The organism is Paenibacillus melissococcoides, assembly GCA_944800085.1.
GTDB lineage: Bacteria > Bacillota > Bacilli > Paenibacillales > Paenibacillaceae > Paenibacillus_B > Paenibacillus_B melissococcoides.
Genome location: CALYLO010000006.1, coordinates 1 through 21624, shown reverse-complemented (window position 1 = coordinate 21624; position 21624 = coordinate 1). Strand labels below are relative to the sequence as shown.

Below are 21624 nucleotides of genomic sequence, written 5' to 3'. Positions count from 1 at the left end.
GATGCTTCACCTTCAAACTATTCTTAGTGGGACGCTGACAGATGTCTTTATGCCGCTCCTGGCTTACGCCATCTGATGAACGGCTTTGGAGGCATTTCCAAGATAAGAGCTCAGCATCCAGATATGCTTCTCCAGATCGCCCTGCATGCCGATCAGCATATCGTTAGTCACGTTGTCTCCGATGCTGTCGGCTTCCTTCAACGCTTCTCCGAATTCGGTAATCAATTGATTGAAATCCTCGATCAATTGCTTGACCATCTCTTCGGCTGTCTCATTGCCGCGCGCTTCCGGAATCGTCGCGTTCGCCGCATACTCCTTCAGCGTAGCGTAAGGCTTGCCGCCGATCGTAAGCAATCTTTCCGCCACTTCATCCATTTTCTCCGTGATTTCATTATAGAATTCTTCGAACTTCTCATGAAGCGTGAAGAACAAATCGCCCTTTACAAACCAATGGTAGTTGTGAAGCTTCACATACATCAGATTCAAGTTGGCTACTTGCTGATTCAACATTTGCTGCAATTTTTGATTCGACATAAATAAAACGCCTCCTGAGTTTTGATTTATTCCTTGTTGATAACAATTCTAATATAAGAATGAGTTAATTTCAACCCCTTGACGGAAATTTTGCATCATTTTATACCGTCCCGGAGCTCCGCATCCCTTATCCAGTAAGTACCCTTAGCCGGCGTTTTTGAATCCCGGGCCCTGAGCTGCTCATCCTCCAAATTTAAAGTTTCCACAGGAAAAAAATCCGATATACTAAATCGCAACAGTCTTGGAGCGAGTGTTTTGCACAACCTCTTCAATGGAAGATTGTTCATGTTCATTTTAGTACCGGGAGATGCCTGTCTACGATGACTTATCACACAGCTTACCGTCCTTTGAGCCTGGAGGATGCCGTGGCTCTGGCCCGCGGGATCGAAGGATTGTTCCCGCCCGATCTGCCTCTTCATTGCGAGGAAATCGGCGACGGCAACTTGAATTTGGTGTTTCGGGTAATCGGCGTTGCGGAGGGAACCGATGAATCGACTTCCCCTCGACGTATTATTATCAAGCAGGCGCTTCCGTATGCAAAAGTGGCGGGCGAATCGTGGCCGCTCACTTTGGATCGGGCCCGAATCGAAAGCGAAGCCCTTTTGAATCAAGGAAGGCTCGTCCCAGATCATATTGCGGAATTTATGGCGCATACGTTCTTCTTCACCTCGGACCTGGGCTGCAATCAGCAGGAGAAAAAGCAAATCGCTGCTTCGTTCGCCAACCCCGAGCTGTGCAAACTAACCGGGGATCTGATCTTCGACGATCCCTATACCGAGTCACCGAACAATCATTGCGAGGAAGCGCTGCCCGAGGATCACCGCAAGCTGCGGGAATATCGGGCCCTTCATCTGGAAGTGATGCTGCTGCGGGAGAAGTTCCTGACGCAAGCTCAGGCGCTGCTGCATGGCGACCACACGGGAAGCATCTTCGTCACGCCGGACTCGACCAAAGTAATTGATCCGGAGTTCGCCTTTTATGGCGATCGGCTTCGATATCGGCGCGGTCCTGGCCAATCTGCTGCTCAATGCGGCCGGCCATGAATATTGGAGTGCGGACAAAGCCGCCCGGAAGCGGCACCGCGCCCATTTGCTGGCGACGGCTGAGGCGGTGTGGACCGGGTTCGAGTCCCGCTTCCGCTCGCTGTGGAACGAGCATGGCCTCGATCCTTTGTCATTCACCCCTGGACATCAGGATCTATATATGGAACGAATGATGCAGGATGCGGTCGGTTATGCCGGCTGCAAAATGATTCGCCGGATTGTCGGCCTCTCCCATGTCGCCGACATCGACCGCATTGAGAATGATGCGATCCGGCTGCGGGCGCTGCGGATGGCGCTGCGGATCGGCAAGGCATTCATCCTGTCCAACCGGTCTGTGCGCTCCATTCGGGAAGCTATCGCGGCAGCCGAGTCAGCCTTCGAGGATGAGTATGCCTATGACCTGTCCTAAATAATAGAGGAATCCGGGGCCGCTTTGTCCCCTATCGTTGCCGGTTGATAGATCCGCGAAGGCGAAAAGCCGCCTGCTTTTCGCCTTCGGTACACGCGTCCTCCGGCAGGAGGCTCCGTGTCAACCTACGCCATCCGCGCGAGCGCATCTCTTCCCGTCATGCCGGCATGAATGCCCCGGCTCTCCGCCTCGACGGTCACCGACTCGAGCGGCGCTTCCAGCAGCTGCTCCAGCGTGCGCACCCCGACAGCACGCCCCGCAATAATGCGGCGATCCTTGAGCTTCTCATTCAGCAGTCCGACATCGAGCGCTCCGCACATAATGTATCCTTCCTCTGTCGTAATCGCGAGCAGCGTCGTCTTTGGAAGCTTGACTTCCATGCCTAGAACGGTCATGCCGTCCACAGTCATTGGCACCATACGCATCATCTTGAATTCCCCTTCCGCGCAAGATGATATCATGTTATGCATCCCCGCCGGGGAAGGTCTCCCAGAGAAATGAAAATCTTTTTGCCAATAATAGTACTTATGGACTATGCTATGATTTTTGTCCCGTATTATAATGGGTTCATCTAGGCTAATTGTCCAGGTTGGAGGAATCAACATGCTGTATCCCATAACATCAACATCTAACGTGTACAAATTTAATGTCGACATCCTGGTCAAAGGCGAATCCAATGCAGCCACCTTGGAGAAGCTGCTCCACCTGCTTCATGCTTCACCAGACGTGCTTGATCTCCGAATCCAATCCGGTGCGCAAATGGGATCTCTGTTGAATCTCATGGAAGCCATGCAGCAGAACAATATGGATGAGACTCCTTTCGGCAAGCCAACCGCGACGCGAGGAAGGAACCAAAGCACCTATGCGGCGGAGACCGCAGGAGAGAAGAAAGGCGAGACGGCAGCGGTACGCTCGCTTGTCCCTGAATCCCATCCGGCGCATGCTGCAGAGTCCAGTCAGACGGCTACCGAGTCCCCGGAACAAGTGATTCCCATCGCGGCGAACGCTGAATGTCGGGAGAAGAAAGGCCAAGCTCCTTCCGCCACGCGAATGAGACTGGTTTTGACAGAGCTTCAGATTAAGCGTTACATCGAGCAAAATTCCCTCGTCCGGCTGACCGTCAACAAAGGAAAAGGAAAAATGTTGAGCATTCCTTGCCGGATTCTGAATTATGACCCCGTCAATCAGCTGCTGAATGTGTACCATGTCGATGAAAAGAATGTCTACGCCTACCAACTGTTCGAAATCGAATCGATGGATGCCCATAATTAATGCAGTACAAGAACAGCCGCCACGCAAGTCCCAACGACTTCGCATGGCGGCTGTTGTATCGCAAGCCTATGTTATGTATGTCTCGCAATGTTCGCGGAATAACTGCTCGAACCGCTGGCAGGACAACGGCGGACTGAAATAGAACCCCTGAATTTCATCGCAATTATGCTTCTGCAGGAACTGGAGCTGCTCCTCCGTCTCCACCCCTTCGGCAATAACCTGCATATTCATATTGTGCCCTAAGGCGATGATCGCCGACACAATCGCCGCATCATTCGGATCCTGCTGCAGATCGCGAACGAACGATCGGTCGATCTTGAGCCGATGGATCGGGAAATTTTTGAGATAATGAAGCGAGCTGTAGCCGGTGCCGAAATCATCAATGCTGATGGCCACCCCCATATCCTTCAATTGCTGCAGCACGGGAGACGCTCTAGGCACGTCCATGGTCATGCTTTCCGTAATCTCCAGATCGAGATAGGCCGGATCGAGGCCGGTCTTGGCCAATACGTCCTGCACCGTCTTCGGCAGGTTGTCCATTTCGAACTGTCGCACGGACAGGTTGACCGATACCGGTATCGGCGGAAAGCCCTTCTGCTGCCATTCTTTATTTTGCCGGCAGGCTTCTTCCAGCACCCATGTGCCCAGGGCGACAATGAAGCCGTTCTCCTCCGCGATCGGAATAAATTCTCCCGGCGAGATCATTCCGCGCACGGGATGATTCCAGCGGACCAATGCTTCCATGCCGACGATTCGCTCCGTATTCATGTCGAACTGCGGCTGATAATACAGCTCGAATTCCTCTTCCTTCAGCCCCCGCCGCATGTCATTTTCCAGGGTCAGCCGTTCCAGCGGCCGATCGTTCATCTCCGGCACATAGAACAGGAAGCCGTTCTTCCCCTGCTCCTTGACGCGCGACAGCGCCAGATCCGCTTGCTTGATCGCCTGAGCCCCATCCATCGAGCCCGGATTGTCGACCATCGCGATGCCGATGCTCATCGTCACATGGACCGGGACATCGTTCAAGAAGAACGGTTCTTCCAAGACGGACAGCCATTGCGCGATCCGCTTGTGCACCTCGGCCTCCGATTCCACGAACGTGAAAAAGCAGGCGAATTCGTCGCCTTCCATGCGGGCCACCACGTCATTTTCTGTCATCGTCCGCAGCAGCCGCTCGGCAATCTGCATCAGCAGCATATCGCCGAAATCCGTCCCGAACGTATCATTAATCCGCTTAAACCGATCGAGGTCCATGTACAGTACGGCTATCGAGAAGCGCTCATTGACGGCCATCCCGATGGCTTCCTCCAATCGCTGCATGAACATCCGCCGGTTCGGCAGCCCAGTCATATCATCGTAATAGGACATGTACCGGATCCGCTCCGCCATATGGCGGTCCGGGCTCGGATCCTGCAGACAGACCGAATAGATCGGCCGTGCCGCTTGGGGGCAGGCCCCATCGGCCAGACGGACAACCCGGGCTATCCAATCCTGGCGGAAGCCCTCCTTATGGAACCCGGCAAGCGCAAGCTCCTTCTCGCCGCCCGGTTCGAGCTCCTTCATCGCGTCCAATAATTTCCGCTTGGAGCATTCATCCATCACCTTGGACAATGCCGGCATATCTTCTTCATATCCCGTTACGCCCCGGAATGAATGATTCACTCCCTTAACCGCGCCATCCCTCTCTATAAAAAAAATCGGAACAGGCACGTGATTAACCAAATATGCCCACTCCGAACCGGCCGGTGCTCTGTTGTCAAATATACATCGAGTCTGGCGGATTGCCGCCCGCCGAAGCGGCTTCGCCCGCCATTCCGATACCATAATATACTCCACGGCGGATCCCCACAGGATCCCGATACCGATTCGGAGAAGGCCCTCCGACAGCAAAAAGACGACCGCGCCTCCGATGCAAGTTATGGCCGCCAATAACGATGTAACGACGAACAGCGACGTTCTTCGCGGTTCCATCCTCGGTTCTTCTATCTGATTATTCACCTTGCACTCTTCCTTCCGGCCCCTAGTCTCAACCCGTCCGCTTGATGCTATCTTCGCGCCGCCAAAGCCAGCATGAGCCAGCCGATAAGGAAAGCGACGCCTCCAATCGGCGTAATCGCGCCCAGCATGGAGAATCCGGTGAAGCATAGCAAATACAAGCTTCCCGAGAAGATGATCATGCCCGTGAACAGGAGTCGGGCCGACCACTGCACCTTCTTCTGGTCTGCCAGCTTATCCGCCAGGATTGCAATCAGAATCAATCCAAGCGCGTGCGCCATATGATATTGAACCGCTGTCTCATAGGTCGCCATCCGCTCCGGCGTCAGTCTTGCCTGCATAATATGCGCACCAAACGCCCCCAGCGCAACGGACAACAACATATTCAGGCTTCCTATCATTGCGTAGCGTCGCAGCATGCTGCCACTCCTTTTATGGATCATTTGGTGATCTATACTATTTTACGATACTATCTTATCTGAATCCGCCGCCTTTTTCCACAATGAAATCAAAGGATGTCTTTATGAACCAGTGAATATATGCCAATAGTCGACAAGGCTTGATATACACGCCGGATACCTTGGGGATGACAAAATGGCCGGCCTTAAAAGGTATCGGGATATTTTTTAGGAAAAAAGGATATTCACAGGAAAATCCGCCCGCATGGAGAAATTGTAGAAAGCGTTGTCATATGAATCAAGAGAACGTTACTCTTCCATGTAAAGGTGGCATGAAACTATGGCGAATCCCGGCCTCTATCCCGATCTGCCGGCTCCCGTCGATCCCCGGGAGGGCATCGTCATCTGTCCCGGACAATGGCGGGCGCTCTGGATTACGGCCGAGATCGATGAGCGGTGGGCTTGCGGGCGAGCATCCGCTCACGGTCAGCCTGACGAGCAGCGGCGGCGAGCTGCTCGCCGAGGAGACGTTCACGCTTACCGTCCTCCCGGCCGCCCTGCCCAAGCAGAAGCTCATGCATACCGAATGGTTCCACTGTGACGGCATCGCGGACCGGGCGTCGAGCAGATGGATTCTTACCGCAATGCGGTGGAGGCCGTATCCGATCTGCTGGCGGGGTTCCCGATGATGGAAGCCTTGTCCGATTATGATTTCTATCAGAGCGGGCTCGTGCAGGTGCCGGTTCCGGCCAACAATCATATCGATCCGTTCATCGAGAACGGCGTGAAGCCGCTCTGGACCTATTACTGCTGCTCCCAGTACCGGGAGGTGTCGAACCGCTTCTTCTCGTCGATGCCTTCGGCGCGCAACCGCATTCTCAGCTGGCAGCTGTACAAATTCCAGGCCGATGGCTTCCTCCATTGGGGCTATAATTTCTACTACTCGCAATATTCGCGGAAGCCGATCGATCCGTTCCGCACGACGGACGTGGCATACGCCTTCCCGTCCGGCGACGCCTTCCTCGTCTATCCCGGCGCGGAGGGCCCGCTCGAGTCGATCCGGCTCGATGTGCTGCGGGAGGCGCTGCAGGATCTGCGCGCGCTGGAGCTGCTTGAATCCTACATCGGCCGGGAGGCGGTCATCGCGCTGATCGAGGAAGACTTGGATGAACCGCTCATCTTCCGCACCTATCCGCACAGCGCCGACTGGCTGCTGAACAAGCGGATGCTGGTGAATGAACGGATTCGGGAAGCGGCCTGCGGCAAGCTGTCCTCTCCGTCATAACGGCATGCCCGCGCCGCAGGCGAGGGCATGCTGTGCCGGAGAGAGGGCGTATTTCTTCCGAAGCGGGGGCTTACCGTGCCGTGGCAAGATCATACCGTGACACAGTGAAGGCGGGCCCCATTTCGCTATGCACGGTCCCATCTGGAGCGATGGCCTAACCGGTTCTACGGCAATCAGAAGCCGGCTCGCGTAGAGCCGGTTTTTTGAATTGCATCGGAAGGAGAATCCGAGTATCATATGTATTATCACTTAGTAACTTATATGATACTTATATTCTGAATTCAATGGAGGTGCAAACGATGGCGGCTTCAGCACCAGGGTTGAGCAGCGGGCTTCGCATTATGGAAGCGATCGCCGAATCCGAATCCGGCATCGGATTCAATCAATTGAAGGCGGCGGCGGAATTGAGCGCGGCCAGCCTGAACCGGTATTTGCAGGTGCTGCTGGAGCAGCAATATGTGGACAAGGACGGGAATCAGCAATATGTGGCCGGGCCGAAGCTGTTCGCCCTGATGCAGCGGGCGGAGCATCATCACGGGCTCCGCGGCGCGAGCGGCCCGGTGCTGGACCGCATCTCCCGGGAGGCGGGCTGCACCGCGCTCTGGATTGATTTTCGGCATGGCCGCATGATCTGCCGGGACAAGCGGGTACATCCGGAAGGCGTCGCGATGCAGCAGACGGGCGAAATCCGGACCGATTACCCGCTCCATCCTTGGGGCTTCCTGCTGCTGGCGCATGTCGATGAAGCGACGCGGCGCTTATATCTCGATCACGCGGATGACGGAGCCTTGGCGCCTTATCGTCCGGATGCGGCGGCGATGGAGCGGTATATTGCCGACGCCGCAGAGCGCGGCCTGGCGGATGACCAAGGGGCCATCCTCCCCCATATTCGCCGCATCGCCGTTCCGGTCTATGACGGGGAACGGCTAACCGCCGCGATTGCGGTCGGCATGCCGGGCACCACCTTCGAGGCCCCGTTCATTCACCGCATCAATGAGCTGCTCCAGGAGGAGGCCGCGCAGGTGATGAAGCTGCTGCAGCCTGCCATTCAGGAAGGGAGAGGGGAAGCATGAATATGGATGTGAACAAGAACATGAACCGCAGCAAGACAGTAATGAACGCCAAAAGCGCGCATCCGAATGTCATTTACATTTTGGCTGACGATATGGGATACGGCGACATTTCTTATCTGAACCCCGATTCCCGAATCGCGACGCCGCATCTGGATCGGCTCGGTCGGGAGGGCCTCATCTACACCGACGCGCATTCCTCCTCCGCCGTCTGCACCCCTTCGCGCTACAGCATCCTGACCGGCCGGTATAACTGGCGATCGGAATTGAAGGAAGGCGTCCTGTGGGGGTATTCTCCCAGCATCCTCGAAGAAGGCCGGATGACGGTCGCGTCCTTGTTCAAGCAGGCGGGCTATCGTACGGCATGCTACGGGAAATGGCATCTCGGGCTCGATTGGCACCGGACAGGCCCCGCAGCCGAGGACGTCGATTTCAGCCAGCCGATTCGGCGCGGTCCGGTCGATGCCGGGTTCGACGAATTCTACGGCATCAGCGCCTCGCTCGATATGCCGCCCTACGTCTATATCGAGAATAACGCCGTGGTACAGCTTCCCGATCGGATGACCCGAAGCGATGACCGCAAAGGATTTTGGCGGGAAGGCCCGACGGCGCCCGATTTCCGCCATGAGGAGGTGCTGCCGCGGCTGACCGAGAAAGTGCTGGAGCGGATTGAGCGGGGCAGCTTGGCGGGGGACGGCAGCCCGTTCTTCATCTACTTCCCGCTGCCCGCCCCGCATACGCCCATCTTGCCCGCGCCCGAATTCGTCGGGCGGTCGGGAACCAATCTGTACGGAGACTTCGTCCTTATGGTCGACGGCGTCGTGGGCGCGATTATGCGCAAGCTGGAGGAATGCGGGATCGCGGAAAATACGGTGGTCCTGTTCACGAGCGATAACGGCTGCTCCCCGAGCGCGGATTATGAGGAGCTGGCCCGCTGCGGCCACAACCCGAGCTGCGTCTTCCGCGGCCACAAGGCCGATATTTATGAAGGCGGCCACCGCGTTCCGCTGCTCGTCCGCTGGCCTGCGCGCATCGCGGCGGGCACCGTCTCCGACGAGCCGGTCTGCCTCGTCGACTTCATGGCGACAGCCGCCGGCTTGACGGGCCAGACGCTCCCTGACGACGCGGGCGAGGACAGCATCAGCCATCTCCCCCTCTGGCTCGGGACGGGCGGAACGGAGCCGCTTCGCGAAGCGATCGTGCACCATTCGATCGACGGCTCTTTCTCGATTCGCAAGGGCGAATGGAAGCTGGAGCTGTGCCCCGGCTCCGGCGGCTGGAGCGATCCGGCGCCTGGACAAGAGCCTCCCGGCTCCCCATCGTTCCAGTTGTACCGGTTATCCGACGACATCGGCGAGCGGCAAAATGTAATCGATCGCTTCCCTGACATCGTCCAGGAGCTGACGGCCCTGTTGACCCGCTATATCAAGGAAGGACGAAGCACGCCAGGCGCGCCGCAGCCCAATACGGGCATGCCGCGGTGGAGCCAGCTTCACTGGATGGAATAAGCCGGGCGGCCCAAGCGGCCGTCCCCGGCGCACCGCCGCCGCAGGCAAAGAATCATCGTCATCCTCCCTCATCAATCCCGGCCCTCCTGAATAAAGTGAGTAGAAAGCGATTCATCTGCTTATTCAGGGCATTTCACTTGGTTAGTAAGTCCAGCGGTATGATGTCAAGTCCCTGATTGATGAGAATTGGAAAATTTCCTTGGCGTGCAGCAGGATCAATCCCAAAAAAGGCATCACCAAACTAGACCCAGTCGAAAATTAAGTAAAATACCATAATTTAACTGGGAATTAGAGAAGAAAATTCATGAGCCAAGGCATTATTGCTCTGTCGGCTTCACCTTCCTTCTGGGCGTATAGAGTTGGTCGTTGCGTAGCAGCACATCGACCAGACGCACAAGTTTTCTTGCCGTTAAGACGAGGGCACGTTTGTGTTGATGCTTAGGGACTTCATTGAATTTCTTCCGGTAGTACTCCCCGAATTCCGGGTCGCGGTTTTTTACCGAGTTGGCAGCTTCAACAAGGTAGTAGCGAAGGAATCGGTTGCCGGAACGAATGCGCTTTGTATCTTCCGCCTCGAAGGAGCCGGATTGGTGCTTGCGCCACGTCAGACCCGCATACTTGGCCAAGGCGGCTTGATCCGTGAAGCGGTCGATGTCGCCGATCTCGGCCAGGATGCCTGCGGCATAGACCCGATCAATGCCCGGAATGGAACGGAGGCACTGGCTGCTGGAAATGCCGTCTAAAATGCGCTCAATCGCCTTGTCGAGCTCTTTAAGCTGACTCTGGATGCTCCGGATCGACTGAATTGAGGTGCCCAGCACCAAATCAATGGAATCCTCGACAACCTTCGAGAGACGGTACGAGGCCCGAGCCGCCTTTTGAATACAGCGGGCGACGTGTTCGGGATCGGGGAAACGATTTCTCCCCTTGTCCTTGAGATAGTCAGCCAAACGGGCGACATCCATATTCGCCATCTCATCCAGACTATACTTTTCCGAGAGCATTTCCATGATGGCATGGCCGAACACGGAACTGTCCACCTCCGCGCGAAAAGCATTGCACTTGTAGAACAGATTTTGCAAAAAGTATTGCTTCTCGCGGGTAAGGTTGTGTACGAGATGGAATCGCATGCGAGTGAGCCGCTGCAAGGCGATGTACTGTTCCTGCATCACGATAGTCGTCGTGAGTCTGCCAAAACGCAGGCGGTCTGCAATGATCCAGGCATCGATGCGATCGGTTTTGTCCAGGTCGGCATAAGCGTCTTTGAATTTGTTAATCAGCTTCGGATTAATGGTGAACACCTTGGCATTCAATTGTTGAAGGGCCTCATCTTCATGCAAGTACATGGCTGGATGCCAGCTGTAGACGGATGTGGCTTCAAGCCCGATATGAACCTCAGAGCAGGCTGTCTTGACCGCAGCAGAAATGATGCGATCCCGCAAGTAAGAGGCGCCGTGCAGATTGTTGGTGGTCTTGAAGGTCTCCAGGGTGTCGCCATCCGATTTCATCAAACAGGCTTCCAGTTCTTCGGAACTGACGTCAATACCGACAAAAAGCTTCAAGAGAATTCCTCCTTTCTATAAGGGATTCAGGGAACGGACTCTCCGGACTGTCTCCGGCGCACTCGCCGATCAATCACCCTCGCATATGAGAACACGCTTCGGTTCATGAGCTGCCCCGACGCTGCTACAGTCGGGCATGAGTTGCCGAAGGGAACAGCCAGCGGGTAAGAAGTGCAAGCGAGTACCGGAGAAACAGACTTAAAAAGTAGATTGGACTACAGGAGGGAGACGAATTTCCCCGAATGGAACCCTAAGTTCCATTGTCCAGAGACATTCCGGAAAGTCCAGTCCCCATATTAATTTTCAATGTGCAAGCTGGAAATTTTGAAGGCATTCTATGTTCCTATAAAGGACTGGAAAAAGACTCAAAACTGCCTTCAGGAAATACTATACGAGGAGGGCCATCTATGACCAACCCGTTGTTTATCGTGTCCCGCGAGGACTGGTCGCTCCATCGCAAAGGATATCAGGATCAAGCGCGCCACCAGCAGAAGGTTAACGATGCGATTAAGCAGAATCTCCCCGACCTCATCACCGAGGAAAACATCATCATGTCCGACGGCAAGCAAATCATTAAAGTTCCGATCCGAAGCCTGGATGAATTCCGCTTCGTCTACAATTTCAACAAGAAAAAGCATGTCGGCCAAGGAGACGGCGACAGCCAGGTCGGAGACGTCCTAGGAACCGACGGCTCCCAAGGCGCGGGCAAAGGGCAGCAGGCCGGCGATCAGGCCGGGGCAGATGTCATCGAAGCCGAGGTCAGCATCGCGGATCTCGAAAACATGCTGTTCGACGAGCTCGAACTGCCTTATTTGAAGCAGAAGGACCGGGATCGACTGGAGACGACCGACATTCGGTTCAACGATATTCGCAAAAAAGGCATCATGTCCAACATCGACAAGAAGCGGACCATTCTCGAAAACCTGCGCCGGAATGCGCTCGCCGGCAATCCGGGCATTCACCGCATCAGTCCGGACGATCTGCGCTTCAAGACGTGGGAGGAGATCGTGAAGCCCCATTCCAATGCGGTCATTATCGCCATGATGGACACGTCCGGCTCGATGGGCTCGTTCGAGAAATATTGCGCGCGCAGCTTCTTCTTCTGGATGACGCGCTTCCTGCGCCGCCAATACGAGAAGGTCGACATGGTCTTCATCGCCCATCATACCGAGGCAAAGGAAGTAAGCGAGGACGAATTTTTCACGCGCGGCGAGAGCGGGGGAACGATCTGCTCGTCGGCCTATTTGAAGGCGCTGGACATTATCGACAGCCGGTTCCCGCCTTCTTCCTACAATATTTATCCGTTCCATTTCTCGGACGGCGATAACCTGACCAGCGATAACGAGCGCTGCGTGAAGCTGATCGGCGAGCTGCTGAAGCGCGCCAACCTGTTCGGCTACGGCGAAGTGAACCAATACAATCGCAGCAGCACGCTCATGTCCGCGTACCGCCATATTCAGAACCCCCACTTTATGCACTATGTCATTAAGGAAAAGGCCGAGGTGTACCGCGCGCTCAAGCATTTTTTCAAAAAACAGCCGGAAGGGGTGCGCTCATGACAGCCGACGACATGCAGACGCTGAACTATGCCATCGACGAGATTACCGAGATCGCGGCCGGCTTCGGTCTGGACTTCTATCCGATGCGCTACGAGATCTGCCCGGCCGATATTATCTACACCTTCGGCGCGTACGGCATGCCGACCCGCTTCAGCCACTGGAGCTTCGGCAAAAGGAAACTCAATATATATGAAAACAACGCATCTAAAGAAAAAGCCCTATTATGAGGGCTTTTTTTCTTAAATCATTTATTGTTTTTTGAAATGAAGGTGATCAGGGGATATACAGTAGCACTGGCAGAGTTTCAAGATAACATCTATATACACATCACTACAGTTTTTTTCAATATCGTCGATTAGTTGTTTCTCCACCCCTGTTAAAGCAGCCACTTCACTTACTGTCATAGCACGATTTTCCCTTGCTGCTTTAAAAGTAAGTCGAGAAGATTTCTCATCTATGTATGTATACATCATTTTTTCTATTTCCTGCAACCCATCAGCAATTAAAGGATCTCTGTACCTAACTTCATCACAAAATATCTTAAACATCAAAAGAAACACGGTTGCGTTCTCATGTTGCATACACTGTATTGACATATGTACCATCTCCTTTTAGGAATATATTAGTATATTTTTGAATCCAATAATACCTGTAATTTATGACAATTAATGTATGATCATATATTCATATATGTGTATAGGCTCATATGCTCATGTATCCTATTGTTTCCTCGTTTTCAAGCTGACATAATGAAGTTATTTCTTACAAAGAGGTGACATCATGAGCAAGGAAAAAGGCAATTTGATTGTGTGGGGAACCGATAGCGCTGGAGATTGGAATGCACTGCATACAAATGTGGCAGAAGAAGAAGCTGCTGAAATCCTGTCCAAATACCCAAGTTACGATGGATTCAAATGGGCAAGTAGATTAAAGCAACCTGAATCTAACGTAATCGAATAATAAAAAAACTGCTCCCCAATTGTTAGGCTTAGACTAACGTTGGAGGTGCAGTTTTTATTTGGGCTTTTCACATATAGATTAATTCAATATCTTATCTGACTTTGACGGAAACTCGGCTGTAACAATATGATAAGCGTCATAAATCTCTTTAATCGTTTCAATCGTTTCCGCTTCTTTTCCTTGTTTTGAATCCGTAACAACCCCATCAATCAAGCCGAGAGTGTAAGCCATTAATGAGATTGGCTTGTCCTTATAGTTTTCTCTCATTCTTTGTGCTATTGCTTCCACAGTTGTCAAGTTATCACCTCGTAATCGTAATAAGTACATTATTACATAAGAGGTGTATTCTGTGTATATGAAAACCCCCCGGTGAGCAAATCCGGGGGGTTTCAAAAGGATAGGGATAGAACTTATGGCTGCATCACTGTAAACCAGAGAGGTAATACATTATATTCTCAATTGTTCTAGTTCGTTCCTCTTATATAGGGAAACAGGCGGCTGTAGAGATTAGAAGAATAATTCTAGAATAATTTGCGCCATTTTTGACAGCATGTATAGATGAATATCAAGAGGATTGTTTATAATGAAAAAAGCCCCGGATTACTCCGAGGCTTTCTGTTCTTTGCTTATTTTGTCAATGCCGCAGATAAGTTCTAGCTCCTTGAAGCTCCTATCATTGTTATTAGCCGATACCACGTTATAATTTACTTCTTTGATGTTCTGACAGAACTCATACATTTTCATCGAGTCCCGTTCCAATCTATCGTATGAGCTAACGATCAGCGTCCCATTTGGATTTTCATCCATGAATTTTCTTACATTCTCAAATTCCGGTCGCTCAGAATTAGCACTGAATCCATGGTCTAAGAAAACTTCTTCGACTTTGTAGCTGTGTTCAGTGGCATACTTTTTGCAGAGTTCCAGATGGGCGGTGATACCCTCGCGCCAATCCGTAAAGCGCTTGTGCGCCGATGCCTGATAATCACCGCCGCCCGCCGTGACCTTTAGGCCGCATGGATTTTTATAAGAGGCATCGATACCGGCAGCGCTCCGCCCGTCCCGATAGAGATAGCCCGTCTCATGACCGAACTGTACGTAGGCGACCGCCGGGTCCACTCCGCCGTGCTTCGGGGCCAGTTCCCAGTACAATTCCGCTAGATCGACAAACTCAGCCGGGGCATTCTTGCTCCGGGCCCATTCTCGGGCCTGCTCGACGGTAGCCGATGCTGGGCCAAGGATGTTGGTCGCTCCGCTCGCTGGCGGCTGCTGTGCTTTCTTCGGCTGCAACTTTAGATACTTGGCTACCCCGGCCACATGACCCGCAACAATCGCCTCAATAACTTCTGGCCGCTTGAGCCGTGCTGCATCTGCTGCAACATCGACAAATAGGTTTTCGGTCAGGACGGCCGGCATGCGTGACTCCCGGCACACATGTAGATCCTTTTTCTTCTGCCCTCTGTCAATGACTCCAAACGGTTTCAACTTTTTCATGATTTCGGAGTGCAGCACGTCTTGAAACGCTGCTGTAGCCGCGTCCTTTGTGCCGCTGTATGTGAAAGATTCGAATCCACCCTTTCCACCGCCCGCATTACAATGGATGCTGACAAGCAGATGGGCCCCGGCAGCATTCGCCTTGTCTGTCCGCTCTTTCAGGGACAAGTATGAGTCCGTGGAGCGCGACAGCAGGCATTGGACACCTTCATACTCCTGTTCGAGGCGCTTCGCGGCTTCTGTCGCCACTTGTAGCGCTATATTCTTTTCGACAACTCCGTTCCCGCTGGATCCCGGGTCCTTACCTCCGTGGCCGCCATCCCATAATACCTTTTTCACTTCCTCAATTGCCGCAACCATTACTTTTCACCACCCTTCTTCATCTGCTTTACCGCCTGGTGACCGAATACTGCGAACGCCCCCGCAAGAATGCCCTGTATGATAGCTTCAACGCTCCAGCCAAGCGTTCCAACCGTAAACACTACCGCCAACACAACAACGATGTATACGATGCTCCAATCTGGCACCGGCGGCGTTTGCTTGAGCATGTACCCAATCACCCAACAGGCTCCAACCACGACAAATAGGGCCGGATCAATCAATTCAAAAATCATTTGCCACTCCATTCGATATCATCCCTTCTATTATTCTTCCAAGCGATCAATGCGCTTATGTGCTTGTTTCGATGACTCTTCTACCCGCGTCACACGCTCCGCCAGCCCGTCCAGGCGCTGCCCTTGCATTCGTAAGTCAACACGGATATCATCTACCCCGCGCTTGATATACTCGACGTCTGTGCGCTGTACAGCGTCTGCTCCGGCCTCCTGGACAATATCATGCTTAACTGTTCTATTGCGGCCCATCCAGCCCAGCGCAATACCGCTGATAGCGGCAATCATGGCTACTACTGCCGTCAACTCCATACTGATCCCCCTATTGATAAATAAATAGCCCCCGGGTATCCCGAGGGCATAAATAAAGCGCCTGCTCTATGGCGTGGCGCTTATTCCTGTGTCGGAAATTTTATCCCAGTAATCTTCTCGTACTCTTCCGGCGTGATTTCCCCGAATCGGTTGGCCTCCGTCTTAACGGCTGCGCATAGCCCCTCTGCGTCGATCCATTCACAATCAAAAGCAAGTTTCCAGAAATTCATTCCGTTTGCCCTCCTTTAAATTCAATAATTTCAAGTTTAGCATTCGTCAATTCCGCACCCAGGCTGTCGATAGTCTGCTTTTTCTGCATGCTGTCCAGCCGCGATTGGGTCAACATTCTGCCAAGGTCATCAATGACGCTCTGCTGCTGGATATTCCTGATTTTCATTTGCGTCAATTCTTGGCCCAGCGCGTCGGTCTGTGACGGCTGCGGATCCGGATTCAGCGCTTCGATTTCCTCGTCCGTGAGTCCGTTCCGCCAGAAGCTTGGGCCGTCCACGGGTTGCGGCGGCTCCGGCAGCGGATCGTCGCTCTCCGGGTCATGCTCGGCCAGCACGGCCATGTATTCGGCGTATGCAGCCTCATAAGCCTCCTGCGCTGCTCTGTAGCCCTCGACATCGAATATAGGCTGATACAGCCCGTCAGGCATCGGCACAGCTACGGTGTAGCCTACGAGTACCGTTTCCGGTTCGTCAGGCTGCTCGTCGTCACGCTGCTCCGGTTCAGACTGCGGAAGGCTGCCGGGTTCGTCCGGTTCAACCGGTTCCCGCCGATCAAAAACGCCCGTCACGGAGTCCGCAACGAGCGTCGGTTCGATGTAGCGACCGGATAGGTCGGTTATGATTGCTTCTTTCATGTCGTGCCTCCTTATTTATTTGCAAGGAACGATATACCTTGCAATGAGAGATAATCATTTTTTGCATTAGGCGAGCCAATCTTTACAATCCCCGTTGGATCCACGTCAATGCGGACAAGAGCCTCGCCTACACCTGTTACCCATCCAAGCACAGGGAAAATAAGCGATTTGTCAGGTCTAAACCCTGTTGGAAGTATAAACAAAGATGTACCCAACGCTGCCGTTCCCCTACCTATCAAGCCCTCAATCGAAACAACATTCGAATCATCCTTATAGTAGAACGAATGTTCAAAAGGCGATCCATAATCTACCCACCCATTCAATAATGTAGGTTTAATCCGCAGAGGAGGTGGCGCATCCTTCTCCGCCTTCTGCGTCTCCACCACCGACAGCCGCCGCCCGATGTCACCTACATCCTTCACCAAGTCCGACACAGTCCCACGCAGGTTGGCCGCCACGGTGCCGCTGATTGGAGGCGCAAGAGTTGGATGAAGCATCGTATAGGTGACGTGGTAGATTGCGGTTGGGTCGTAATAACTAGGTTCAGTTTGTAAAACATTGTCGCCCTTCGCGATCCACGCCCTGTCAATTGCGTTATTTTTATAAACTATTGCACTAGCTACATGTGTCCTGTGTCGGAGCATCGTTGCAGGCAGATATGCATTGTTAATATTTCCTTCATCGCTAACACCGGGCGCTGGATTCGCCCGTTCCCGGATCACAATACCGCTGCCGACCTCGACCATGTTAGAGCCTGCGGAGAGTGTCGCGCCCAACTCGTAATTCCTGACGGGCTCGACGGTTGGCTTCGCCTTCAGGTATTGGAGGCGGTAAGGCGTCCATTCCGGATATGACGTTGTTGGCGTGTCAGCTACACTTGGATCGCTTGGCTTATTTATCTTAAACCATTGCTTTTTACCACTTGTATATGGAGTTTCGCGGCTCCCTTCTTGGTACATCCTCCAACCGTTAAAATACGCCTTAATCTCGTCGGGTTCCGGATTGTAATTTCCTCCCCATCCACTTTCATTATTGTGCACTGAAATATAAGCATTAGATGTGAAAATGCGAGTAACATCACTAAAACCCCAATTTTCTACATTTATAGGTTTATCATTTACGCTTAATAGACTGCCATTGTATTTTGTAACGAAAAGTCTGCCGTAGTCATCTTCATCTGCTGGGGAACTGTTATTTGGAACACAATCATTTGCAGAAAGGACTTTAAAGTCGTTTTGTGTAGAATGTCTTTTCCATACATGGGACCCATCCAACGTAACCTTCCCCCACGGCTCCAGCACATACGGTAGCCCATCGTCTCCCATAAAGAGCGTATCGGGATTGCTGCCGTCTACCGGATGAGCGGCGAGCTCCGTTTCGAAGGCGATCATGCTACGTTGCTGCGGTACGAAGGGCTTCGCTTCGGTTCCGACGGTGAGCATCGGGTTTTTACAGGATACGTCAATATCGGCGGAAAAGCTTTTGAGTACTAGCGCAATCTGCGTTCGACTACCAACGTTGAAGGAGCGGTAAGTATCCGTACCGTATGGGACAACGAACGTGTTGTAGTCTAGTTCCGTGATGCACCATGACACCCCGGAATTTTCGAGCGAGAATACATATGTCTGATTCGGCAGTACCGATAGATGATACGCCAGGAAGTCCCCGTCTCCACCAGCGCCAAAACGCAATTCATAAGGGGCTACCACTGTCGCTTTCGATGCGACAGTGATGCGACAGATCGGCTTCATAAAACGGCGGCAGCAGATTGCCTCCCGTTACGATGGCGTATGGGTTCTTTACGTTGGTCATGCTGTCTACGTATGGATAGCGTTTGGCAACCTGTTCCGGTGTCATGCCTTCAATTGCATTGTACTCGGCCTCGGTGATCTCATACAGCCCGATTCCATCCGCAGATATCTTTTGGCCTGCTTCTGATGCTACGCCTCGGACGTAGACTTCCACCCTGTCTTTGCCAGCGAGATCCACGGGGGAAACAGCGACATATGCATATGTGAACTGATTGGACTTGACTGTCCCATTCGACTTGAACCATGATGTTACATTGGCCTCGCTCTTCACTTCTGCAAAGGAGAGGTGTACATACTGAGCGGATATGTTTCGAATATACCCGACGGCAATATAGTATTTATCCAGGTCTTTTACAGCACCATTGGAACGAATACCAAATCCCGCCTGTTCCTCCTTCGTACTCGCCACTTCGATGGAAAAGGATCCGTATACCCGCTCGGTGCTTAGAGCCTTAACACCGGGTCCGGGTGCAGACCAATCGGCTGTATTTTCACAGTCTCCAACTCGTCCTAGTAGGTTGATGAGTGTCCGGCCCTTTATCTCCCCCATCTGGAACGGCGTATCATTCTCGACCTCCACCACCTGGAGGCCGGGTTTAATCCCCAAGGGCTTGCCTAAAACGTGATCGACAGATTGCTTTAGGTTGCGTATTTCGTCCGTATTGCTATCAACATCCGCCCTTAATACGTTGATGTTTTCATCGGTGTACTGCTTCGCCACTGTAAGGGCAGCATCCGCTTTCTCTTGGGCCCCTGTTGGCGTTTCAGCCCCGATGCTTTCGGGGGTAACCGCCTGAGCCTTCTGGTCCGTGTATTCCTTGGCATCTTTAAGTGCCTTCGATACATCATCCTTCTCCGCAGCCTTTTCCTGCAGCTCCTGCAGCGCCTCATAGGATCGATTCATGTGCCAATTGAGCCAATCAGCTGGCGGCCGATCCTCAACTTCCCAGCCCTTCACCCGTTTTGACTCAGGAGGTTGTATTCCTGCTGCCTTCCATTCGGGTAATTCTTTATTGAATGGCATTCCTATCTTCTCCCTCCCTAAATCGGTAATTCGTAGTCATTGCCCGGCATATAGACCGTTCCAAGGGTGCCGCCTGTTGTCATAGCGATATCCGCGAGCCCAAATTTGCTCTTTTCAACTTCCGCTCGCTTCGACGCCAGGAGAAAGGTTCCAGACAAATCAATTTGTGCAACCCGGACGCCTGCAGCCACTGTTTTTTGGATGATCTGCGCGAACTGGTACGGTGACATTCCCACTTCGTTCAGGCGAGCTATCGGCACACGTAGCAAAGAAAGTGCGGCCGGCTCCGGTTCGTTCGGGTCCGCATGCTTTTCCTCGATTCGAATTTCCGAAAAATCGCAATCTAGGGCCAAAGCTAAAACTTCAATGATCGTGTTAATGTCCGTCTTCGATAAGTTTCGCGCTACCTTCGACTTCAACAAAATTCTGTAAATTTCGTCGGTAGCAGCTCCACGCGGCTGCACTACGTTTTCCCCGATCCTGTCCAGGGTTGTTCCCCGGGCCCGGTCAATGTCTCGCCATTCCTGAATTTTGTCCAGCGTATCTTCCAGGCTTGTAAGCTGAGAGTGTAGGATTGACACCAGTTTTCCAAGATTGCTCTCAGGGTTTTTGTTATACGCATCGGTGAACCGACCAAGCATGTCCTTCACGCTAAACACGGCTGGTCACCTCGATATTCTGGTCCCGAATCCTCGCCACCTGATGAGGGGCGATTTCAATGTTTTTCGAATCACCGTTCAGCAGCAATTCTACATCATCCACGCCTGGAACCCTGTACACCGCGCTAATTAATTTGTTGTATATTACGGCCGCCCCCATGGACAAGCCGTTGTAATACTTACCGTCGTGCTCCCCGCCGATGTACTGCACGATTTCGGATATCACCTTTTCGTCACCGTCAGCCGGGTATTGAACAGTTCGCTTTATCTTCGCATGAACAGAAATCAAAACTTCCTCAGCACGGCTGAACTTGACCTTGTGCTTGTAACCTGCGACATCGGTAACCTCGCGAACAATATCGCCGTGTGCTTCGATACCGCCAGCCTTTGTTGCGAAAATGGCGGCTGCGATCTCTTGCTCATCGCCTCCCAACACATAGCACTGGAACGATTTCCCGGGCCTGCCTGCCGCATCTGTAGTAAGTGAGGTGTTTTCTATCACGGCCGCCGCTCGAACACCAGACAACCGTAATAGCGTCCCTCGCAAGGCATCGACAGAGGCCGCGCCGCCGCCCGCTACCGATTGCTGGAACCGGGCGCGAAATTCTTCATCCGTCTCTCGCTCCCGTCCGCCTGTTGTTGGCCTCGGATTCGTGACAGAGAGGATATTCGCATCGGGATTGAGCAAAGCCACAATTGTGCCAGTTGCAAACGTTCCATCCTGTTCCCACTTCTTGGGCCGCGATCCCCACAGAACCCTTGCCGTCATTATCGAGAGTCAGATCCTCATTTGTCACGAAATATTTTCCTGTGGCGGTGCCGACGATTGTGCCTTCCGGTATCGTATATTCTGGCGTTCCTATGAATGTTAACTCTCCGTATGCAAATTCCTCTTGGAATCGTTTAATCCCCACTTGCGGAGCGAGGCGGTCCAAACTCACGCCGGTTGCTGTGTCTCGGTACGCCGCGTAGTATACGTGCTCCACTCCCTGCCAAACATAGGCCAGAAAAAAAAGCGAATATCCGTAGGATGATCCCGAGTGGAGATAGTGCCGATGTATTCGTGGTTTCACCGTATTTTGCCCGCGCCTGTTCTTCCATCTGCTCCAGTAAATCGCTGTACCGCATCCGCTTGAATCCAGATGCATCAAGCATCCAAACTCACCTCGCTTTCTACCTTCTCCCCATTTACTGCGGTCGCAGTGAAAAAGATGTGGAGCATTCGATTCTCCTTGTCGAAACGAATGTCGATGCTA

General features: G+C 52.9%; 23 protein-coding genes and 3 pseudogenes. 9 read left to right on the top strand and 17 right to left on the bottom strand.

Annotated features, from left to right (window positions below; genetic code table 11):
• Positions 1–63 precede the first annotated feature (63 nt).
• Positions 64–534, bottom strand: coding sequence for a Dps family protein (locus OCY70_RS20440; protein WP_213427587.1), 471 nt, complete (start codon positions 532–534; stop codon positions 64–66).
• A 320-nt stretch (positions 535–854) separates the two neighbouring features.
• Here OCY70_RS20440 and mtnK point away from each other — a divergent pair.
• Positions 855–1986, top strand: a pseudogene (mtnK, locus tag OCY70_RS20435) (S-methyl-5-thioribose kinase).
• Positions 1987–2111: 125 nt separating this feature from the next.
• Here the strand turns inward: mtnK and OCY70_RS20430 are convergent.
• Positions 2112–2414, bottom strand: a complete 303-nt coding sequence (locus OCY70_RS20430; RefSeq protein WP_261945147.1) for a YunC family protein — start codon at positions 2412–2414, stop codon at positions 2112–2114.
• Positions 2415–2589: 175 nt separating this feature from the next.
• Between OCY70_RS20430 and OCY70_RS20425 the strand changes: the two genes are divergently transcribed.
• On the top strand, positions 2590–3258 hold the full coding sequence (locus tag OCY70_RS20425; protein WP_213427585.1) for a hypothetical protein: 669 nt from the start codon (positions 2590–2592) through the stop codon (positions 3256–3258).
• A gap of 66 nt (positions 3259–3324) precedes the next feature.
• On the opposite strand, the gene OCY70_RS20420 is transcribed toward OCY70_RS20425, so the two are convergent.
• Together OCY70_RS20420 and OCY70_RS20415 are read right to left on the bottom strand one after the other, a co-directional pair.
• A complete protein-coding gene (locus OCY70_RS20420; RefSeq protein ID WP_213427584.1) occupies positions 3325–5256 on the bottom strand; it encodes a putative bifunctional diguanylate cyclase/phosphodiesterase in 1932 nt (643 codons plus the stop codon).
• A gap of 47 nt (positions 5257–5303) precedes the next feature.
• The gene (locus tag OCY70_RS20415) at positions 5304–5672 is read right to left on the bottom strand and encodes a DUF423 domain-containing protein (protein ID WP_087445208.1); all 369 of its coding nucleotides are present in this window, start codon (positions 5670–5672) and stop codon (positions 5304–5306) included.
• A gap of 428 nt (positions 5673–6100) precedes the next feature.
• Between OCY70_RS20415 and OCY70_RS20410 the strand changes: the two genes are divergently transcribed.
• The 4 genes from OCY70_RS20410 (at position 6101) to OCY70_RS20395 (ending at position 9514) form a co-directional block, all read left to right on the top strand.
• Positions 6101–6340: a hypothetical protein gene (locus OCY70_RS20410; protein WP_261948793.1), complete on the top strand. Its 240-nt coding sequence runs from the start codon at positions 6101–6103 to the stop codon at positions 6338–6340.
• Positions 6280–6936, top strand: coding sequence for a DUF4091 domain-containing protein (locus OCY70_RS20405; protein WP_213427582.1), 657 nt, complete (start codon positions 6280–6282; stop codon positions 6934–6936). The genes OCY70_RS20410 and OCY70_RS20405 overlap by 61 nt, the downstream gene beginning before the upstream one ends.
• A gap of 299 nt (positions 6937–7235) precedes the next feature.
• Positions 7236–8009: an IclR family transcriptional regulator gene (locus OCY70_RS20400; protein ID WP_213427581.1), complete on the top strand. Its 774-nt coding sequence runs from the start codon at positions 7236–7238 to the stop codon at positions 8007–8009.
• Complete coding sequence (locus tag OCY70_RS20395; protein WP_213427580.1) at positions 8006–9514, top strand: sulfatase family protein; 1509 nt, start codon at positions 8006–8008, stop codon at positions 9512–9514. The genes OCY70_RS20400 and OCY70_RS20395 overlap by 4 nt, the downstream gene beginning before the upstream one ends.
• Positions 9515–9831: 317 nt before the next feature.
• Here OCY70_RS20395 and OCY70_RS20390 read toward each other — a convergent pair whose 3' ends face one another.
• Positions 9832–11076, bottom strand: a complete 1245-nt coding sequence (locus OCY70_RS20390) for an IS110 family transposase (protein ID WP_261944499.1) — start codon at positions 11074–11076, stop codon at positions 9832–9834.
• A 407-nt stretch (positions 11077–11483) separates the two neighbouring features.
• On the opposite strand from OCY70_RS20390, the gene yhbH reads away from it, so the two are divergent.
• Both yhbH and OCY70_RS20380 read left to right on the top strand, forming a co-directional pair.
• Entirely contained in the window at positions 11484–12635 is a 1152-nt protein-coding gene (gene yhbH / locus OCY70_RS20385) for a sporulation protein YhbH (RefSeq protein ID WP_213431434.1), read from the top strand.
• Positions 12632–12811 (top strand): annotated as a pseudogene (locus OCY70_RS20380) (SpoVR family protein); the annotation flags it as partial. The gene yhbH and the pseudogene OCY70_RS20380, both read left to right, overlap by 4 nt.
• Positions 12812–12883: 72 nt before the next feature.
• On the opposite strand, the gene OCY70_RS20375 reads toward OCY70_RS20380, so the two are convergent.
• A complete protein-coding gene (locus OCY70_RS20375; protein WP_213428022.1) occupies positions 12884–13231 on the bottom strand; it encodes a helix-turn-helix domain-containing protein in 348 nt (115 codons plus the stop codon).
• Between the two features lie 184 nt (positions 13232–13415).
• On the opposite strand from OCY70_RS20375, the gene OCY70_RS20370 reads away from it, so the two are divergent.
• A complete protein-coding gene (locus tag OCY70_RS20370) occupies positions 13416–13595 on the top strand; it encodes a hypothetical protein (protein ID WP_213428023.1) in 180 nt (59 codons plus the stop codon).
• Positions 13596–13673: 78 nt separating this feature from the next.
• On the opposite strand, the gene OCY70_RS20365 is transcribed toward OCY70_RS20370, so the two are convergent.
• From OCY70_RS20365 to OCY70_RS20315, 11 genes and pseudogenes are all read right to left on the bottom strand, one after another.
• A complete protein-coding gene (locus tag OCY70_RS20365; protein WP_249724999.1) occupies positions 13674–13883 on the bottom strand; it encodes a hypothetical protein in 210 nt (69 codons plus the stop codon).
• 312 nt (positions 13884–14195) lie between these two features.
• Complete coding sequence (locus tag OCY70_RS20360) at positions 14196–15446, bottom strand: N-acetylmuramoyl-L-alanine amidase (protein ID WP_261945145.1); 1251 nt, start codon at positions 15444–15446, stop codon at positions 14196–14198.
• Positions 15446–15712 carry a phage holin family protein gene (locus tag OCY70_RS20355; RefSeq protein WP_213431455.1) on the bottom strand — a complete coding sequence of 89 codons (267 nt, stop codon included), beginning with the start codon at positions 15710–15712 and terminating at the stop codon, positions 15446–15448. Before OCY70_RS20355 ends, OCY70_RS20360 begins: the two co-directional genes overlap by 1 nt.
• 18 nt (positions 15713–15730) lie before the next feature.
• A complete protein-coding gene (locus OCY70_RS20350) occupies positions 15731–16009 on the bottom strand; it encodes a hypothetical protein (RefSeq protein WP_213431454.1) in 279 nt (92 codons plus the stop codon).
• Between the two features lie 80 nt (positions 16010–16089).
• Positions 16090–16239 carry an XkdX family protein gene (locus OCY70_RS20345; RefSeq protein ID WP_213431628.1) on the bottom strand — a complete coding sequence of 50 codons (150 nt, stop codon included), beginning with the start codon at positions 16237–16239 and terminating at the stop codon, positions 16090–16092.
• Positions 16236–16874 (bottom strand): hypothetical protein, encoded by a 639-nt coding sequence (locus OCY70_RS20340; RefSeq protein ID WP_261944479.1) that lies wholly within the window; start codon positions 16872–16874, stop codon positions 16236–16238. The genes OCY70_RS20345 and OCY70_RS20340 overlap by 4 nt, the downstream gene beginning before the upstream one ends.
• Before the next feature lie 11 nt (positions 16875–16885).
• A complete protein-coding gene (locus OCY70_RS20335; protein ID WP_261948792.1) occupies positions 16886–18625 on the bottom strand; it encodes a hypothetical protein in 1740 nt (579 codons plus the stop codon).
• On the bottom strand, positions 18567–19709 hold the full coding sequence (locus OCY70_RS20330; protein ID WP_261948791.1) for a hypothetical protein: 1143 nt from the start codon (positions 19707–19709) through the stop codon (positions 18567–18569). The genes OCY70_RS20335 and OCY70_RS20330 overlap by 59 nt, the downstream gene beginning before the upstream one ends.
• 17 nt (positions 19710–19726) lie before the next feature.
• On the bottom strand, positions 19727–20368 hold the full coding sequence (locus OCY70_RS20325) for a hypothetical protein (RefSeq protein WP_213431202.1): 642 nt from the start codon (positions 20366–20368) through the stop codon (positions 19727–19729).
• Positions 20361–21137, bottom strand: coding sequence for a baseplate J/gp47 family protein (locus OCY70_RS20320; protein ID WP_261948790.1), 777 nt, complete (start codon positions 21135–21137; stop codon positions 20361–20363). Before OCY70_RS20320 ends, OCY70_RS20325 begins: the two co-directional genes overlap by 8 nt.
• A 4-nt stretch (positions 21138–21141) precedes the next feature.
• A pseudogene (locus OCY70_RS20315) lies at positions 21142–21516 on the bottom strand (baseplate J/gp47 family protein); the annotation flags it as partial.
• Positions 21517–21624: the final 108 nt, after the last annotated feature.

Bases quoted from the DNA above. Each gene is read 5' to 3' on its own strand.
- OCY70_RS20440 (WP_213427587.1), bottom strand. From the start codon at position 534: ATGTCGAATCAAAAATTGCAGCAAATGTTGAATCAGCAAGTAGCCAAC.
- OCY70_RS20430 (WP_261945147.1), bottom strand. From the start codon at position 2,414: ATGATGCGTATGGTGCCAATGACTGTGGACGGCATGACCGTTCTAGGC.
- OCY70_RS20425 (WP_213427585.1), top strand. From the start codon at position 2,590: ATGCTGTATCCCATAACATCAACATCTAACGTGTACAAATTTAATGTC.
- OCY70_RS20415 (WP_087445208.1), bottom strand. From the start codon at position 5,672: ATGCTGCGACGCTACGCAATGATAGGAAGCCTGAATATGTTGTTGTCC.
- OCY70_RS20410 (WP_261948793.1), top strand. From the start codon at position 6,101: ATGAGCGGTGGGCTTGCGGGCGAGCATCCGCTCACGGTCAGCCTGACG.
- OCY70_RS20405 (WP_213427582.1), top strand. From the start codon at position 6,280: ATGGATTCTTACCGCAATGCGGTGGAGGCCGTATCCGATCTGCTGGCG.
- OCY70_RS20400 (WP_213427581.1), top strand. From the start codon at position 7,236: ATGGCGGCTTCAGCACCAGGGTTGAGCAGCGGGCTTCGCATTATGGAA.
- OCY70_RS20395 (WP_213427580.1), top strand. From the start codon at position 8,006: ATGAATATGGATGTGAACAAGAACATGAACCGCAGCAAGACAGTAATG.
- yhbH (WP_213431434.1), top strand. From the start codon at position 11,484: ATGACCAACCCGTTGTTTATCGTGTCCCGCGAGGACTGGTCGCTCCAT.
- OCY70_RS20375 (WP_213428022.1), bottom strand. From the start codon at position 13,231: ATGTCAATACAGTGTATGCAACATGAGAACGCAACCGTGTTTCTTTTG.
- OCY70_RS20370 (WP_213428023.1), top strand. From the start codon at position 13,416: ATGAGCAAGGAAAAAGGCAATTTGATTGTGTGGGGAACCGATAGCGCT.
- OCY70_RS20360 (WP_261945145.1), bottom strand. From the start codon at position 15,446: ATGGTTGCGGCAATTGAGGAAGTGAAAAAGGTATTATGGGATGGCGGC.
- OCY70_RS20355 (WP_213431455.1), bottom strand. From the start codon at position 15,712: ATGGAGTGGCAAATGATTTTTGAATTGATTGATCCGGCCCTATTTGTC.
- OCY70_RS20350 (WP_213431454.1), bottom strand. From the start codon at position 16,009: ATGGAGTTGACGGCAGTAGTAGCCATGATTGCCGCTATCAGCGGTATT.
- OCY70_RS20345 (WP_213431628.1), bottom strand. From the start codon at position 16,239: ATGAATTTCTGGAAACTTGCTTTTGATTGTGAATGGATCGACGCAGAG.
- OCY70_RS20340 (WP_261944479.1), bottom strand. From the start codon at position 16,874: ATGAAAGAAGCAATCATAACCGACCTATCCGGTCGCTACATCGAACCG.
- OCY70_RS20335 (WP_261948792.1), bottom strand. From the start codon at position 18,625: ATGAAGCCGATCTGTCGCATCACTGTCGCATCGAAAGCGACAGTGGTA.
- OCY70_RS20330 (WP_261948791.1), bottom strand. From the start codon at position 19,709: ATGCCATTCAATAAAGAATTACCCGAATGGAAGGCAGCAGGAATACAA.
- OCY70_RS20320 (WP_261948790.1), bottom strand. From the start codon at position 21,137: ATGACGGCAAGGGTTCTGTGGGGATCGCGGCCCAAGAAGTGGGAACAG.